This is a genomic window from Sneathiella glossodoripedis JCM 23214 (genome assembly GCF_000616095.1).
Classification (GTDB): Bacteria; Pseudomonadota; Alphaproteobacteria; order Sneathiellales; family Sneathiellaceae; genus Sneathiella; species Sneathiella glossodoripedis.
The window spans coordinates 46,141-61,602 of record NZ_BAMS01000004.1 but is presented as its reverse complement, the minus strand read 5'-3'; the positions used below and the strand labels follow the sequence as shown (position 1 = coordinate 61,602).

The 15,462-nt window shown below is 46.3% G+C and carries 14 protein-coding genes and 1 pseudogene; 6 read left to right on the top strand and 9 right to left on the bottom strand.

Annotated features, from left to right (window positions below; translation table 11 throughout):
- Entirely contained in the window at positions 1 to 1,017 is a 1,017-nt protein-coding gene (locus tag JCM23214_RS14845) for a branched-chain amino acid ABC transporter permease (protein WP_025899630.1), read from the bottom strand.
- Between the two features lie 102 nt (positions 1,018 to 1,119).
- Positions 1,120 to 2,465: pseudogene (locus JCM23214_RS21175) on the bottom strand (substrate-binding protein).
- A 192-nt stretch (positions 2,466 to 2,657) separates the two neighbouring features.
- Between JCM23214_RS21175 and JCM23214_RS14835 the strand changes: the two are divergent.
- Positions 2,658 to 4,265 (top strand): short-chain fatty acyl-CoA regulator family protein, encoded by a 1,608-nt coding sequence (locus tag JCM23214_RS14835; protein WP_025899629.1) that lies wholly within the window; start codon positions 2,658 to 2,660, stop codon positions 4,263 to 4,265.
- 6 nt (positions 4,266 to 4,271) lie between these two features.
- On the opposite strand, the gene JCM23214_RS14830 is transcribed toward JCM23214_RS14835, so the two are convergent.
- Together JCM23214_RS14830 and JCM23214_RS14825 are read right to left on the bottom strand one after the other, a co-directional pair.
- On the bottom strand, positions 4,272 to 4,817 hold the full coding sequence (locus tag JCM23214_RS14830) for a hypothetical protein (protein WP_025899628.1): 546 nt from the start codon (positions 4,815 to 4,817) through the stop codon (positions 4,272 to 4,274).
- A gap of 80 nt (positions 4,818 to 4,897) precedes the next feature.
- The gene (locus JCM23214_RS14825; protein ID WP_025899627.1) at positions 4,898 to 5,698 is read right to left on the bottom strand and encodes a GNAT family N-acetyltransferase; all 801 of its coding nucleotides are present in this window, start codon (positions 5,696 to 5,698) and stop codon (positions 4,898 to 4,900) included.
- A gap of 167 nt (positions 5,699 to 5,865) precedes the next feature.
- On the opposite strand from JCM23214_RS14825, the gene JCM23214_RS14820 reads away from it, so the two are divergent.
- Positions 5,866 to 6,876 (top strand): LLM class flavin-dependent oxidoreductase, encoded by a 1,011-nt coding sequence (locus tag JCM23214_RS14820; protein WP_025899626.1) that lies wholly within the window; start codon positions 5,866 to 5,868, stop codon positions 6,874 to 6,876.
- A gap of 47 nt (positions 6,877 to 6,923) precedes the next feature.
- Here JCM23214_RS14820 and JCM23214_RS14815 read toward each other — a convergent pair whose 3' ends face one another.
- The gene (locus JCM23214_RS14815) at positions 6,924 to 7,916 is read right to left on the bottom strand and encodes an aldo/keto reductase (protein ID WP_025899625.1); all 993 of its coding nucleotides are present in this window, start codon (positions 7,914 to 7,916) and stop codon (positions 6,924 to 6,926) included.
- A gap of 205 nt (positions 7,917 to 8,121) precedes the next feature.
- Between JCM23214_RS14815 and JCM23214_RS14810 the strand changes: the two genes are divergently transcribed.
- The 4 genes from JCM23214_RS14810 (at position 8,122) to JCM23214_RS21170 (ending at position 11,126) form a co-directional block, all read left to right on the top strand.
- Entirely contained in the window at positions 8,122 to 8,913 is a 792-nt protein-coding gene (locus tag JCM23214_RS14810) for a DeoR/GlpR family DNA-binding transcription regulator (RefSeq protein WP_025899624.1), read from the top strand.
- A gap of 91 nt (positions 8,914 to 9,004) precedes the next feature.
- Positions 9,005 to 10,501: a glycerol kinase GlpK gene (glpK, locus tag JCM23214_RS14805; RefSeq protein ID WP_025899623.1), complete on the top strand. Its 1,497-nt coding sequence runs from the start codon at positions 9,005 to 9,007 to the stop codon at positions 10,499 to 10,501.
- Between the two features lie 2 nt (positions 10,502 to 10,503).
- On the top strand, positions 10,504 to 10,704 hold the full coding sequence (locus JCM23214_RS22775) for a thioredoxin domain-containing protein (RefSeq protein WP_051548206.1): 201 nt from the start codon (positions 10,504 to 10,506) through the stop codon (positions 10,702 to 10,704).
- Positions 10,701 to 11,126: a 2-hydroxychromene-2-carboxylate isomerase gene (locus tag JCM23214_RS21170; protein WP_051548205.1), complete on the top strand. Its 426-nt coding sequence runs from the start codon at positions 10,701 to 10,703 to the stop codon at positions 11,124 to 11,126. Before JCM23214_RS22775 ends, JCM23214_RS21170 begins: the two co-directional genes overlap by 4 nt.
- A 30-nt stretch (positions 11,127 to 11,156) precedes the next feature.
- Here JCM23214_RS21170 and JCM23214_RS14795 read toward each other — a convergent pair whose 3' ends face one another.
- The 4 genes from JCM23214_RS14795 to ugpB form a co-directional block, all read right to left on the bottom strand.
- Complete coding sequence (locus JCM23214_RS14795; protein WP_025899622.1) at positions 11,157 to 12,245, bottom strand: sn-glycerol-3-phosphate import ATP-binding protein UgpC; 1,089 nt, start codon at positions 12,243 to 12,245, stop codon at positions 11,157 to 11,159.
- Between the two features lie 16 nt (positions 12,246 to 12,261).
- Positions 12,262 to 13,110 (bottom strand): sn-glycerol-3-phosphate ABC transporter permease UgpE, encoded by an 849-nt coding sequence (gene ugpE, locus JCM23214_RS14790; RefSeq protein WP_025899621.1) that lies wholly within the window; start codon positions 13,108 to 13,110, stop codon positions 12,262 to 12,264.
- Positions 13,107 to 13,991 (bottom strand): sn-glycerol-3-phosphate ABC transporter permease UgpA, encoded by an 885-nt coding sequence (gene ugpA, locus JCM23214_RS14785; RefSeq protein WP_025899620.1) that lies wholly within the window; start codon positions 13,989 to 13,991, stop codon positions 13,107 to 13,109. The genes ugpE and ugpA overlap by 4 nt, the downstream gene beginning before the upstream one ends.
- A gap of 68 nt (positions 13,992 to 14,059) precedes the next feature.
- Complete coding sequence (gene ugpB / locus JCM23214_RS14780; protein WP_025899619.1) at positions 14,060 to 15,373, bottom strand: sn-glycerol-3-phosphate ABC transporter substrate-binding protein UgpB; 1,314 nt, start codon at positions 15,371 to 15,373, stop codon at positions 14,060 to 14,062.
- Between the last annotated feature and the right edge of the window lie 89 nt (positions 15,374 to 15,462).

Genomic DNA, 15,462 nt, shown 5'->3' with positions numbered 1-15,462 from the left:
TTAATCATCCATCACACCGGCGCGCCCCATCAAACCACGGGGTAGAACCAACAAAATAACAACCGCAACCAGATATATTATGATCTGATCAATACCTGGCAAAAACTCCTTAACGATCGTCATGGACGCAAAAGACTGCACAATCCCGAGCAAGAAACCCGCAGAGACTGCCCCTCCTAAGGATCCCATACCTCCAACGACAACAACCACAAAGGACAACACAAGAAAATCCATACCCATATGATAGTCAGGCGGCAAAATTGGCGTATACATCACGCCCGCGAGTCCAGCAACCACAGTCGCTATGGCGAAAACAATCGTGAAACGCTTTTGGATATTGATCCCGAGGAGGCCTACTGTTTCCCGGTCCCTCATTCCTGCGCGCACCACCATCCCGTAGGTTGTGAATTGCAAGAAGGCAAAAACGGCGAATATTATGACAACCGAAAATCCCAGATACACTAGTCGCCAATAAGGATAGACAAGCGCGTCACTTAAGCCAAGCCATGTGCCAATAGCAGCACTGCCAGAAAGCAGGTCAGGTGCATTTTGAGGGATTGGGTTTGCGCCAAATACAGCCTTGATAATTTCCTGAATGACAATTGCCAGACCGAAAGTCACCAAAATCTGTTCTGCATGGGGACGCTTATAAAAATGCCGGATTAAGCCTCGCTCCATGACATATCCAACCAATATCATGAAGGGTATTGCTAGAAGAATGGATAGCGGCACTGAATACTGTATCAGCAGAGGTCCCCACTCGGGGAACCATATTTCGAGATACGGTTTTTCCTTAAAAGCCTTAAAGAGTGTAACTGATGTGTCCTCTACTTTTGTAGAAATCAGCATCAGTTTGTTAAAAGTAACCGCACAAAACGCACCCAGCATAAACAGGGCGCCATGCGCAAAATTCACGATACCGAGGGTTCCAAATACCAGAGTTAAGCCCAACGCTATCAACGCATAGGCCGCCCCTTTATCCAAACCATTCAATATCTGAAGAAGTACAGCATCCATTACAACTATCCTGAAGAAGAAAAGGCCCTATCAGCCAATTTTCAAGCTTTGGAAAAAGAACGGGCTGGCTTTCCGCAGTTCACCAGCCCGCCAATACTGGAATTAGACCTTATATGGGCCTAATTCGCCTCCAAAGATTTTCCAGTCATACTCAACCTGCTTGCGAGGTACGATTTGCTCAACTTTCAGCAAATCAAACTGACTGGTTGGATTATCATTACCACGCACAACCAGAACATCTTTAAAGCACTGATGATCTTCTGCACGGTATTCTGTGAGGCCGTTGCCCATACCATCGAACTTGAAGCCTTCAAGCGCTTTGATTACTTCGGGCGGATAGAATGTTCCTGCCATTTCACAAGCATTTGCGTAAAGCAAAGTTTGAACGTAACAGGTATGCGCTGCCATTGATGGTGGTGCACCATATTCGGCACCAAAGGATTTCACGAAGGCTTGAGAGCCTCATCCTGCAGTGACCAGTTCCAGTTAGTGGTACCCAGGATACCTTTAATTGAATCGCCTGCACCTTGTGCCATCAAGCGAGAGAACAGCGGCACAACGATTTCGAAGTTTTTGCCATTCACCTGTTTTTCACGCAGGCCAAACTGAACTGCTTGGCTAAGAGAGTTGATCATATCCTTACCATAGTGGTTCAGGATCAATACATCTGCACCTGAATTCAGAACCGGTGTGATATATTGAGAGAAGTCCCCTGCACCAACCGGTGTCTTAACTGTTGCGGCAGTTTGCCAACCCAGCTCTTCTGTAGTGTTTTTAATGGATTCTTCCTGAGTCCAACCCCAGTTGTAATCAGCAGTCAAGTGATAAGCCCGACGTTCTTTGCCATATTCTTTTTCCAGAACTGGTCCGAGCGCACGACCAGACATATAAGCATTAAAGAAGTGACGGAAACCGTAACGCCGTTTGTCTTTGCCTGTTGTGTCATTGGAATGCGTTAGCCCCGCCATGAAGATAACGCCCTCTTCCTGACAAAGGGATTGAACGGCAACGGCCACGCCCGAAGACGAACCACCCGTAATCATGAGAACTTTTTCCTTCTCAATCAAACGTTTCGCAGACGCACGCGCGGCATCAGACTTGGTCTGAGTATCACCAGTCGCATATTCAACCTTTTTACCGAGCACACCGTTGCCTGTAAGAGAAGAAGGCTTGAATGTATTTAACATACCTCCATCACCTTCACCGTTAAGATGCTTCACCGCCAACTTGTAAGCACGCAGCTCATCCTTGCCTTCTTCGGAATAGGGGCCAGTTTGCGGAACGTTAAAGCCCAGTTTAATTGAGCTCGCATCCCCTGGATCATTTCGGAAATTTGCAGCCCATGCATTACGCATGAAGAAAGCGGGGGTTGAGGCGACCAGGCCAGCAGCACCACCAGCTTTCAATAATCCACGACGTGAAAAATCAAATTTACTTTTATCTGTCATAAAATGTTCCTCCCATTTGGTTCCTGCGACCGATGCCAACTCCAACAAGAGGAGACACGGCAATGATAACATCGCTATGGAGATGTAAAAATTTCACAATTTTATGATCATTACTAATAAAACGTTGATTTTAATCAATTTTTAATGTTAATTTTGAAAATATATCATTGTAAATTTGTAAACTATTGTAAAATGGCAAAGCAAACATTCTTGGGAGCGAAACTTCGTCGACTGCGGCTCGAGAAAAAATTATCGCAGGTCGAACTGGCCGCTGAGCTTGGCATCTCAGCGAGCTATCTCAATTTAATTGAGCATGATCGACGAGACTTGACAGTACCTATTCTTTTAAAATTGGCTCAAATACTTAAAGTAGACCCGCTCGTATTCGCATCCGAACAAGATGGGCGTCTGCTCGCGGATCTGACAGAAGCCCTTCATGACCCGGTTTTACAGGATGAAAATTTGAGCAAGGATGAAATTTCAAACCTTGTGGCCGACCATCCCGCACCCAGCCGAGCATTTATCAAACTCTATCAATCCTACAAAGCAGTTGTGGCCGACTTGGAATACATGAGTGAGAGGCTCTCTCAAGACACCCTCCTTTCAGATTCCTCCTTTCGTCTACGCACGTTAGTCACATCCATTCTCTCGCTTGCGGAAATCATGAAAGACAACGCTGACATGAACAGTGAACAGCGTCAGGAATTTCTGGATATAGTATTTAACGACAGTAAATCACTTGCAGACACAGTGAACGAAATGCTCAGCTTTGCTGGTCGCGGTCATTCTTCAGAGGCAACAACTATGTCTCCCGCTGATGCTGCCACTGATTTCATTCAACAGAACAATAACTATTTTCCAGATATCGAACAGGCTGCTAGTGACCTCAATACCAAAATGGGAGCTTCTCCGCCGAACATCCAGTGCCTGACAGATTATCTACTGAAACAATTCAATGTCTCAGTAGAATATGCGACCAAGGATCGCCATGACACGGAAATCAGCCTTTATGACGAGAATAGAAAACACCTTATTCTTTCCAACTCTCTGCCCCCAAGCAGCGTTAAATTTCATCTGGCCCTTCTTGCAGGTCAGCTCGAATTCGGTGATCAGTTCTGGAAAATTATCCGCAGCTCTAATCTTTTTGCTCAAGGCGCAGAAGCCAAAGGGTTTGATGCTCTCGCAAACTATTTTGCGGGCGCCTGCCTATTTCCGTATGACTTGTTTCATGAAGCGGCTGAAACCATGCGGTATGACATAGAGTTAATGCAACAACAGTTTGGAGCAAGCTATGAGCAGATCTGTCACCGATTAACGACCTTACATAAACCGGAAAAAAGCGGTATTCCCTTCCATTTAATTCGCACCGATGTTGCTGGGAACATTTCGAAACGTTTCAGTGCGTCCGGCCTACGAATTCCTAGATACGGAAGCGCGTGCCCCAGATGGGTTGTTCATGCGTCCTACCTTACACCCGGTGTCATTTGCACTCAAATCTCAGAGATGCCTGACGGGGGTCAATTCTTTTCCATTGCTCGAACAGTGACTAAACCAAGTCTGGGCTTCAAACACCCCAAACGGCATTACGCGATCAGCATTGGGTGCGACATCTCCCACGCGAACAGATTGATATATGCGGATGGAATTAACCTCGCAGCTCCCAAAACTGTTATGCCCGTTGGAATTTCCTGCCGTCTTTGTGATCGACCAGGCTGCACCCACAGAGCAGCCCCACCACCCACCAACAGCAATAACGCCACTCGAGCACGCAACATCTCTCCAGGGATAGGCGACTGGTAGTCTGTTTTAGTCTGCGCTTTTGATCAAAGTTCCGCTTGCGATCCGACGGACTTCGCCATTACGCATTGCGCGAAAATCAAGCTTCATATTCAAGCCCGTCAAACTACGGGAATATATTAGCATGTCGTAACCACCAGCCTCTCGCAAAGACATGCTATAGACCGTTAATGTCTGCTCTTGCAAAGATGCCCACGAAACAACACCACCTTCATACAGGTTCTCCTGAGGGCTCATATGCCAAACTTTCCCTGGGACTTTTGGCACAAAATAGCGCTCCGTTTTCTTTACAACTTCATTCGGATTAGAGGGATTACCTTTCTGACGCTGCAATGTGCTCCAAACAAGGCGAAAGCCGCCTTCAGTGTCATTGCGAATTTCAACATCCAGATCCCGAACCGAGACAGGAAATGCTGTACTGCTACTGGATTCTGAAACAGAACTCCCTTCCCAAACCCCCTCAAACGCCCGCAAGCTAATATCTGTCGCGTTGGCAATCATTGACCAACACATAATAAAAATTCCAAATAATCCTGCTTTAACGAATGTGACCATTGCCAGCCCCCCTAATTTAACAAAATCATAAATTAGGAAAATAGAACCGGCCAGAGTTAAATTTTTCTACCTGAAAATTTCTATATATGCTGCTGGTGACACAAATTCGGTTGGCTTTGCATGAAATGTCGTTGATATCGCCCTGTAATATTTGTAGTCTCCACCATCAAGCAAATATCGATCGTATTAAATTGATAATCGATCACGGCCCCTTTGCCAACAACGCCACCAACCCTCAGATACCCTTTGATTAAGGCTGGCATTTCTCGCATAGCCTGACGCACATCGAGTTGATAGCGGGTCATTCGCTTCATGGAAATATAGCGGTTATCAACAGCCACCGGCCGCCACTCCTTAGGTGCTTTGTGAAAACGGTTCAAATATGTCAGTGCGGATGAAAACTCACACACATCAGTTCCGGGAAAGCTGGCACACCCAAACATTAAACTGATATCATACGCCTTTAGATAGTCAGCGATGCCACGCCAAAGTAGCTGCATGATTGCTTTTCCGCGATACAAAGGATCAACGCACGAACGCCCCAACTCCACATGCTCACCAGGGTAATTTTGAAGTGCGCTTAAATCAAATTCATCTGCTGAATAGAAGCCTTCATGCTTTCTAGCGATAGATTTTCGCAACAATCGATATGTTCCGACAATCTTGGCTCGCTTTGGGTCAGCTTCATTTTCAATAACCAGTAAATGGTCACATATTGCGTCATACGGATCGATATCCATCCTCAACTTCTCAACCAATTCGGTAGGTCTGGCCCCCATCCCCTCGTAGAAGACCCTATAGCGCAACTTTTGAGCAGCGATAACTTCCATATCTGATCGCGCAAGTCGAACAGTTAATTTCCCCAACTTCTCTTCACGCATTTACGATGTCTCCGGCACTATTAAACTAACTTTGCGTGATACTTACAAAATCTGAGCTACAGCTTCGTTGCAGGAAAATGACTGTCACATGACAGATTTCAACACGAACATTGACACCAGACGGGTCACCCTCCAAATTAAGCGAAGGGCGAAGAAAGAAAAAAAGAATGACCAATTTCAAACTATCCGTACTTGACCAAAGTCCCGTCCGAAGCGGAACTACAGCAAAACAGGCAATTGAAGAAACGCTGGAACTTGCAAAGCTAGCAGATCAGCTTGGGTATCATCGATATTGGGTTGCGGAGCATCATAATTCATCTGGCTTGACTGGATCTGCTCCTGAAATTCTGCTGACCCGAATTGGGGCGGAGACCAATCGAATTCGGATTGGCTCGGGCGGCGTGATGCTGTCACATTATTCGCCTTACAAGGTCGCGGAGGTCTTCAACCTTCTGGAAACCCTATATCCAGAACGAGTGGATTTGGGCATCGGCCGTGCACCGGGCAGTGACCAAATCACTGCCCATGCATTGGCTTATGGAAACCATCCTCGCGGCCCGAGAGAATATCCTTCGCAAGTTCGCGACCTCATCAGTTTTTTAGGGGGTAGTTTTGATCCCGAACATCCTTTAAAGAGAGTGAAAGCAACCCCAATTCCTGATAGTTTTGCTCGACTTTGGATGCTTGGTAGCAGCGATCAGTCAGCGCAACTAGCCGCACATTTTGGCACACCTTTTTCATTTGCACATTTCATTACTGACGAGAATGGGCCTGAAATAATGTCCCTCTACCAGCGACAGTTCCAACCATCTGGCGTCACTCGACAGCCTGTTGGTAATATCGGAATTTTTGTTATCTGCGCCGAAACTGAAGAGGAAGCCTTGGAACTCTCAAGTAGCAGAGACCTTTGGCGCACACGCTTGGACAGCGGAAAAATCGGACCAGTCCCAACCGTTGAAGAAGCTTTGAATTATAACTATTCACCGATAGAGGAAGAACGCCGAGCCTTTCACGCCAGACGCAATATTGTAGGCACTCCTTCCCAAGTGAAGGAAAAACTGATCAATACCTTGAACCGATACCAAGTCAATGAAGCTGTAGTTGTGACAATCACACACTCCCATAAAGCTCGGCTCAAATCATACGAGCTCCTTGCAAAAGAATTCAACCTTCAATAAGAGGTGGAAAGCATCGCCTCCCACCCTTACGCGAAAGAAGTATGCTATCAGGTGAAATTCTCGGTAAATACTGTTGCTTCGGCTCGATCATCGTACCGGCCGCCCACAACAGTATTCTGATTAATTAGCTTATCCAGACACTGCATGACTTCAGGACTGATACGAACGCCATCCGCACCGGCATTCTCATACATGTGCTCAAGTTTTGTCGTTCCCGGAATAGGTATGATATTCTCGTCGCGCTCCAGCAACCAGGCAATTGCCAATTGGGCCATAGTACAGCCAGTTTCCTGTGCAAGATTTGCGTACTCTTCCAGCAATTCCAAGTTTTTACTATAAGCCTCCGGCTGAAAACGCGGCATGGTTACCCGAATATCCTGCGGGTGAAAGTTTGTTACATCCTGAAGTTTCCCTGTTAGAAATTGTCGGGCCACTGGACTAAATGCGACGAATGTTACTCCTAACTCCCGACAGGTATCCAGCAATGCGATTTCCGGATTACGTGTCCATAGTGAGTATTCATTCTGAACCGCGGCAATAGGATGCACCGCATTTGCCCGTCGCAAGATGTCAGCAGAAATTTCTGAAAGACCAACATACCGAATTTTGCCCGCGTCAACCAATTGGGCAAAAGCGCCTACGGTATCCTCAATTGGAACATTTGGGTCCATGCGATGAAGATAGTACAAATCAATCTGCTCCACCCCCAAGCGTTTCAAAGATGCATCGCAAGATTCCAATATGACTTCCGGGCGACCATTAATTTCCCGATTTCCGTTAGCGTCACCACGAAGCCCGCATTTACTGGCGAGAAAAAATTCATCCCGACGATGCCCGATAGATTTTCCAACCAGTTGTTCATTTTTGCCCAGTCCATAAACCGTAGCTGTATCCATAAAAGAATATCCGGCATCCAAAGCCTCATTTAGAACCCTGGCACCGTAAGCTTCGTCCGGGCCTGGCCCATAACCTGAAGACAAATTCATGCATCCAAATCCAATTGCCGAAACCTTATTTCCCACTATTTCGCGCTGTCGCATATTATTTTCCTTAAATTTACTGCACCCTGGAAACCAAACAGGCAAAAGCATAATTAGCTATCCCCTATTTACCAAGTACAAAGATTGTGCGTTTTGGCGTTTTCCAACCTCTGGACGGAACTCATAAGTACTGATTTATATTGTGATTTTTGACGCTTTGCGGTAATTTCTTAAGCTAAAGGATAATTACAAATTGGGGGGAAGTATGGATGTAATCAGCCCACGGCAAACGGACATCATGAATATGTTACGGCAAGATGGACGTGTCGGCGTTGATGAATTGTCGGCCCATTTTAATGTCTCCCCGCAAACCATTCGCAAAGATCTAAACGAATTAGGTGAACAAGACCTTCTTCAGCGAGTTCACGGTGGTGCAGTCCTTTCATCGGGTGTTAAAAATTTTGAATATGAAGCCCGCAGACTCCTTGCTGTCGAAGAAAAACGTCACATTGGGGTTCTTGCTGCCAGCCTCATTCCGGATAATTGCACCTTACTTATTAATATCGGCACGACCACGGAACAGGTCGCCATTGCGCTAAGAGGCAAAGAAGGCATGATGGCGATTACGAACAATATCAATGTTGTAAACATCTTATCTGGTACGCCCGGGTTTGAAGTGATTGTGGCTGGTGGGGTTGTTCGTCCAACTGATGGCGGCGTTATCGGTGAAGCAACGGTGGATTTCATAAAACAGTTTAAAGTCGATTACGCCGTTATCGGTGCATCGGCAATAGACGAAGATGGCTCGCTGCTGGATTATGACTACCGGGAAGTCAAGGTTGCGCAAGCGATTATTGAAAACGCACGCCATACAATACTGGTAGCTGACAGCATGAAACTGGAACGTTCGGCCCCTGTTCGTATCGGACATCTTGAACAGCTGGATTTTATGGTCACCGACAAACCTCTTCCCAAACGATTGCAATCAATCTGCGATGAAAATGACGTAATTGTAAAAATTACCGAAGCCGATGGTTTTACCTCCAGTCAGCCATAAAGCTGAAATTAATCTTCATTTTTTTTCATTTGTCGGTTATTTGCTGATAAATTCGAAAATATAGAAAATGGTACAGGGAAGGAAAACGGCTATGTCTCGATATGTTCTTGCGATTGATCAAGGCACGACATCCTCACGCGCAATTCTGTTTGATCAACAAACAAATGTCGTCGCAAGTGGACAGCAAGAGTTTCCACAACACTTTCCTGCTTCTGGCTGGGTCGAACATAATCCTGAAGACATCTGGACCAGTACGATTGCAACCTGTAAAGAAGCCATCGAAAATGCCGGTGCAGATATCTCGGATATTGTGGCTATTGGTATTACCAATCAAAGAGAGACTACAATTGTATGGGATCGAGAGACTGGAGAGCCTCTGTATAACGCCATTGTCTGGCAGGATCGGCGCACATCAGATTATTGTCAGGAACTTAAAGGCAAAGGTCTGGAAGAAACTTTCACTTCAAAAACCGGCCTCCTTCTTGATCCGTACTTTTCCGGCACCAAAGTCGCATGGATATTGAACAATGTAGATGGCACAAGAGAAAAAGCTGAGGCTGGGAAACTAGCCTTTGGTACTGTTGACTGTTTTCTCCTCTGGCGTCTTACAGGCGGCAAGGTCCATGCAACTGATGCGACAAATGCAAGCAGGACACTGATTTACAATATTCATTCAGGTGAATGGGATAAGGAGTTGTTGGAAATTTTGAACATTCCTGCAGCGATGCTTCCCGAAGTGAAAGACTGCTCCGCTGATTTTGGTCAGACGGCACCGGAAATTTTTGGAAAGAGTGTCCAAATTGCGGGTATTGCCGGCGATCAGCAAGCAGCGACAATAGGACAGGCCTGCTTTACACCTGGGATGATGAAATCCACATACGGGACAGGGTGTTTTGCCTTGATCAATACGGGCGAAACTCCAATAAAATCCAACAACAAACTGCTTACGACAATTGCCTATCAACTAGATGGCACTCCCACATATGCACTCGAAGGGTCAATTTTTGTCGCAGGATCAGCTGTGCAATGGTTGCGTGATGGATTGCGTATCATTGAAAAAGCAAGCGACAGTGGAAAGCTGGCTCAACAAGCCGACTCTGAACAAAATGTCATCATGGTTCCAGCTTTTGTCGGCTTGGGGGCACCCTATTGGGATGCGGATTGTCGGGGCGCAATTTTTGGGCTAACTCGCGCTACTGGTCCTGAAGAAATTTCCAAGGCAGCGCTTGAAAGTGTCTGCTTCCAATCAAGAGATTTGCTCGAGGCAATGATGGGCGATATGCAGGGAACTGCTGATACCATTCTACGTGTTGACGGAGGCATGGTGGCCTCAGATTGGACAATGCAGCGATTGGCCGATTTGACAGGTGCACCTGTTGATCGCCCGATCGTTTTGGAAACCACAGCACTGGGGGCAGCTTATGTAGCAGGCTTGCAAGTTGGCTTTTATCCAAAACCGGATGAATTTTCCAAACTCTGGCAACAGGAAAGCCGTTTTACGCCATCCATGACAGATGATGCACGTAACACTCTATATGAAAACTGGAAAGATGCCGTCTCACGCACCTTGACCAAAGACCGGAAATAAGAATGGAAATTGAATACTATTACGCGTCTTATTCAGCTTACGCATATTTGGGAAATGCTGAACTGCATGCCGTTGCAAGACGAACCGGTGCAACCATAAAATATATTCCGATGGACTTAAGGGCAGTAATGCCCGCCGCCGGTTCACAGAGTTTTACAGAACGCAGTCAGGCACATAAAGATTATTCTTTGGACGCGAAATGATCCGTTGGGCAGAACATCGCGGCCTTGAAATGATGGACAGAATTCCCACGCATCATGGTAATGACATTACCCTGTCAAATTGCCTGCTGATCGCTGCTGACAAAGCAGGTGCGGATATGGAACTGCTCACAAACACAATCCTGTATGCTCATTGGGTCCAAGATGCCAACTTAGACAACGAGGCAGACCTGAAAGATATATGCAAGCGTGCAGGACTGGACGGGAATGAACTTCTCGCCTTGGCGAAAACTTCTGAAATCAAGGAGATTTACAAGGCAAACACAAGCGAGGCAATAAAACGCCACGTATTTGGATCACCCACTTACTTCGTCGGGGGTGACATGTTTTATGGGCAAGACAGATTGCATATGGTTGAACGCGCCTTGCTCAAACCTTACAAAGGAAAGTGGCCCCGCAATTAAGCGGAGCCTCTTTACCTGCAATTCCTGAATCTAAAATTCAATCCGCTTTTCTGTCGCGGGGTCAAACAAATGAATATGATCCAGGCTGGCAGTTATTGGCAATTTTTCCCCGACCTTTACACTTTGGGTGCCAGAACACCTCACAGTCAGATCGGTCTTATCATCTCCAAAATGACCGTGGATAAGCGTATCAGCCCCCAGATGCTCAACTAGAGTTACAATGAGCGGCAGTGTATTTGCACCTTCTTCTGATATCACTAAGTGCTCTGGCCGAACTCCCAGTTTCAACGCCTGTCCAGCTCGATCTTTAAGACGTCCCCCTCCGAGGGCTAGCGACACATTTTGCGCTATAGTGACCTCATTACCGTTTTCGTGCATTTTTGTATCAACGATATTCATGGCAGGTGAGCCGATAAACTGGGCTACAAACAGAGAAGCCGGCTTTTCATATAGCTCTAGAGGCGTGCCAAGCTGCTCCACATTACCGCCATTCAACACCATGAGCCGATGCCCCAATGTCATGGCCTCCACCTGATCATGCGTCACATAGATACTTGTAATGCCAAGACTTTCCTGCAAGCGTTTGATTTCTACCCGCATCTGTACGCGCAACTTCGCATCCAGATTGGAAAGAGGTTCATCAAACAAAAATACGCTCGGTTTGCGAACAATTGCACGGCCCATGGCCACGCGTTGGCGTTGGCCACCACTTAACTCGCGGGGTTTGCGTTCAAGCTGTTCCTCTGTAAGTTCAAGAATACTTGCTGCATTTTTTACCCGCTCATCAATTTCCGCTTTTCCAAGACCCATTATTTTTAGTCCATAGGCCATGTTGGCATATACCGACATGTGCGGATACAGGGCGTAATTCTGAAACACCATTGCGATATCACGCTTGGAAGGTTCAACATTATTCACCTCCCTCTCGCCTATCTTAAGACTGCCATCGGTCACTGTTTCAAGTCCTGCAACCATACGCAACAGTGTCGACTTGCCACAACCGGAAGGTCCAACCAGAACCAAAAACTCCCCGTCCTTTACCTCAACGTCGACACCATGAATGGCTTTAAATCCGTTGGGATAGGTTTTCTGTATATTATCAAGCGTTACACTCGCCATTTCATACCTTCAGTTCTTACTTTTCGGTTTCTGTCAAACCTTGAACAAATAATTTTTGCATAAACAGTACGACCAGCACTGGCGGAATCACCGACAGCAAAGCCGTCATCATGATCAGATGCCACTGCGGCGCCTCTTCTGCCCCCTCAAGCATGCGGCCTATCTGCATGACGATCGTATACATGCTTTGATCGGTTGTTACGAGAAGTGGCCACAAATACTGGTTCCAACCGTAGATAAACAGGATCACAAACAAAGCCGCTATGTTTGTGCGGGACATTGGCACAAGAATATCCTTGAAAAACCGGAATGGTCCTGCACCGTCAATACGCGCCGCCTCCAGCAATTCATCGGGGATAGTTAAAAACACTTGCCTGAACATAAAGGTCGCTGTCGCAGATGCGATCAAAGGAACAGTTAGCCCCCAGTAATTGTCCAGCATGCCAAGTTTCGCGACCACTTCATAAGTCGGCAGAATTCTGACCTCGACCGGCAGCATAAGCGTAATGAATATCAACCAGAAAAAGCCCATCCGAAATGGAAAGCGGAAATACACAATCGCAAATGCGGATGTGAGTGAAATAACGATCTTACCAAACGCAATCAGCAGGGCCATGATCATGCTGTTAACCAGCATATAACCAACACCTGAGCCATCGCCGCCCCACAGCCCTTCATTCAAAACCACATCAAGGTTCCTGAAGAAATGAGGCCCGGGTAGAACTGGCAGTGGAACCTGACCCATTCGAGCTGCGTCATGTGTGGCTGCGACAAAGGTCATCCATAATGGAAAGGCAACAACAAGAACACCTAGTATAAGAACCAAATGCTCAATAAATTTGAGAAAAGGTCTGTTTTCAATCATTGATAAGACACCTTCTTCTCGACAAATCTGAATTGCACTACTGTCAAACCAATCACAATCCCCATCAAAATAACAGACTGAGCGGCAGATCCCCCAAGATCAAGTCCCACAAAGCCATCATTGTAAACTTTGTAGACAAGAATTTGTGTGGCGTTGGCAGGTCCCCCTGATGTCAACGCGTCAATTATTCCAAACGTTTCAAAAAAGGCGTAAACAACATTCACCACCAACAAGAAGAACGTGGTTGGTGAGACCAAGGGGAAAATGATAGTCCAGAAACGGCGCCCTGGACCCGCACCATCAATTGCCGCAGCTTCGATCAGAGATTTGGGAATGGATTGTAATCCGGCCAGGAAAAAGAGGAAATTATAGGCAATTTGCTTCCAGGCCGCAGAGAAAATCACCAGCGCCATCGCTTCATTGCCATAAATTTTGTGGTTCCATTCATAGCCAAAAAACTGAAGAATGTAGGGCATTACACCTAAGGTTGGATCAAAGATAAAGAACCATAGGGCACCTGCTGCAGCGGGCGCTACAGCATATGGCCAAATCAGCATTGTCCGATAAAAACCAGAACCTTTGATTACTCGGTCAGCCATCGCTGCGAGCAATAAGGCAGATGCCATGGACAGAGCAGCGACCAAAAATGAAAACAGAAAAGTCCGTTGAAATGCGTCCCAATAATGGGGATCTGCAAACAACTCTTCAAAATTCTCAAACCAGACAAACTGGGTAGACAAACCAAAGGCATCCTCAACCAGAAGAGACTGGTAAAGGGCCTGACTGGCTGGCCAAACAAAAAAAACTATCGTTATTACGATTTGTGGCAACACCAGCAAATAAGGCAATAACGATGGTTCGAAATGAACGCGTTTTAACATCTAAAATTTAAACCTGTTCAAAAAGACCCGCCGCAGAGTTTAGCTCATACGGCGGGATCAGGGAGGTGTTATTTATTCGCTTTTTCGAACTTGCGAAGCAATGCATTACCCCGTTCCTGAGCTGCCGCGAGGCCCTCAGCAGCGGTTTTGTCTCCAGACCAGATTGCTTCCATTTCTTCGTTAATCACATCGCGGATTTGTACAAAGTTACCAAAGCGAATACCGCGAGAGGCAGGTGTCGGAGTATTCAGGCTCAGCTGTTTAATCGCTGTGTCTGTTCCTGGGTTGCTTTCATAAAAACCCTGTTTCTTAGAAAGCTCATATGCAGCTTTTGTAATCGGCACATAACCGGTTTCCTGATGCCACCAAGCCTGCACTTCAGGTGAAGCCATGTAACTCATGAATTTTGCAACGCCTTTGTAATCCCCTTTGTCCTGACCTTTCAGAACCCAAAGTGTCGCACCGCCAATGATTGAGTTTTGTGGCTTCTCGATGATGTCCTTGTAGTAAGGCAGCATTGATTGTCCAAACTCAAACTTGGCTTGAGATTTGATAGAGCCATAATATGCAGATGAATTCATCCACATACCGCATTCCTGATTAATGAACATTGGTAGACTGTCGCCGCGACGACCACCATAGACGAAGGTTCCGTCTTTTGTCCAAGCAGCAAGGTTGGACCAATGCATTTTTACAGCGTCATTGTTGAATGAAAATTCAGTATCAATTCCCGCGAAGCCGTTTTCTTTGGTTCCCATTGGGATATTGTGCCAGGCACTAAAGTTTTCAGCCATAACCCATGACTGCCAACCAAATGAAAAACCGCATTTATATCCAGCGGCCCGAAGCTTGTCGGACGCTTCTTTCATCTCCGCCCATGTTGCAGGAGCACTTTCGATACCAGCTTTTTTGAAAGCATCCTTGTTATACCACAGGACAGGGGTAGAGCTGTTAAATGGCATGGACAACAACTCACCACCAGAAGTCTGATAGTAGCTGATCACGGCTGGAAGATAATCGGACTTATCAAAGCTCTCACCAGCGTCATTCATCATTTGTTCGACCGGATATACAGCACCTTTTGCTGCCATCATGGTCGCAGTACCAACTTCGAAAACCTGAACGATATGTGGCTGCTTCTTCGCGCGGAATGCGGCGATAGCAGATGTCATCGTTTCAGTATAATTACCTTTAAAAGTTGGGATAACTTTATATTCTGACTGAGACTTGTTGAAATCATCAGCGATCTTGTTCACACGGTCACCATTGGTGCCGCCCATTGCGTGCCACCAGTGAATTTCAGTCGCAGCATTTGCAATTGCTGTGCTGCAAGCCAGTGCTGCAAGTGTCGCAGGCACAACGAGTTTTTTCATAATTGACATAATAGTATCCCTATTGATTGATGCCATTTTGAAGCTTTTTAAAGGCTTCAGTTAATTCTTGATCGACGGAGGCATCTTTCCTCCCTCCG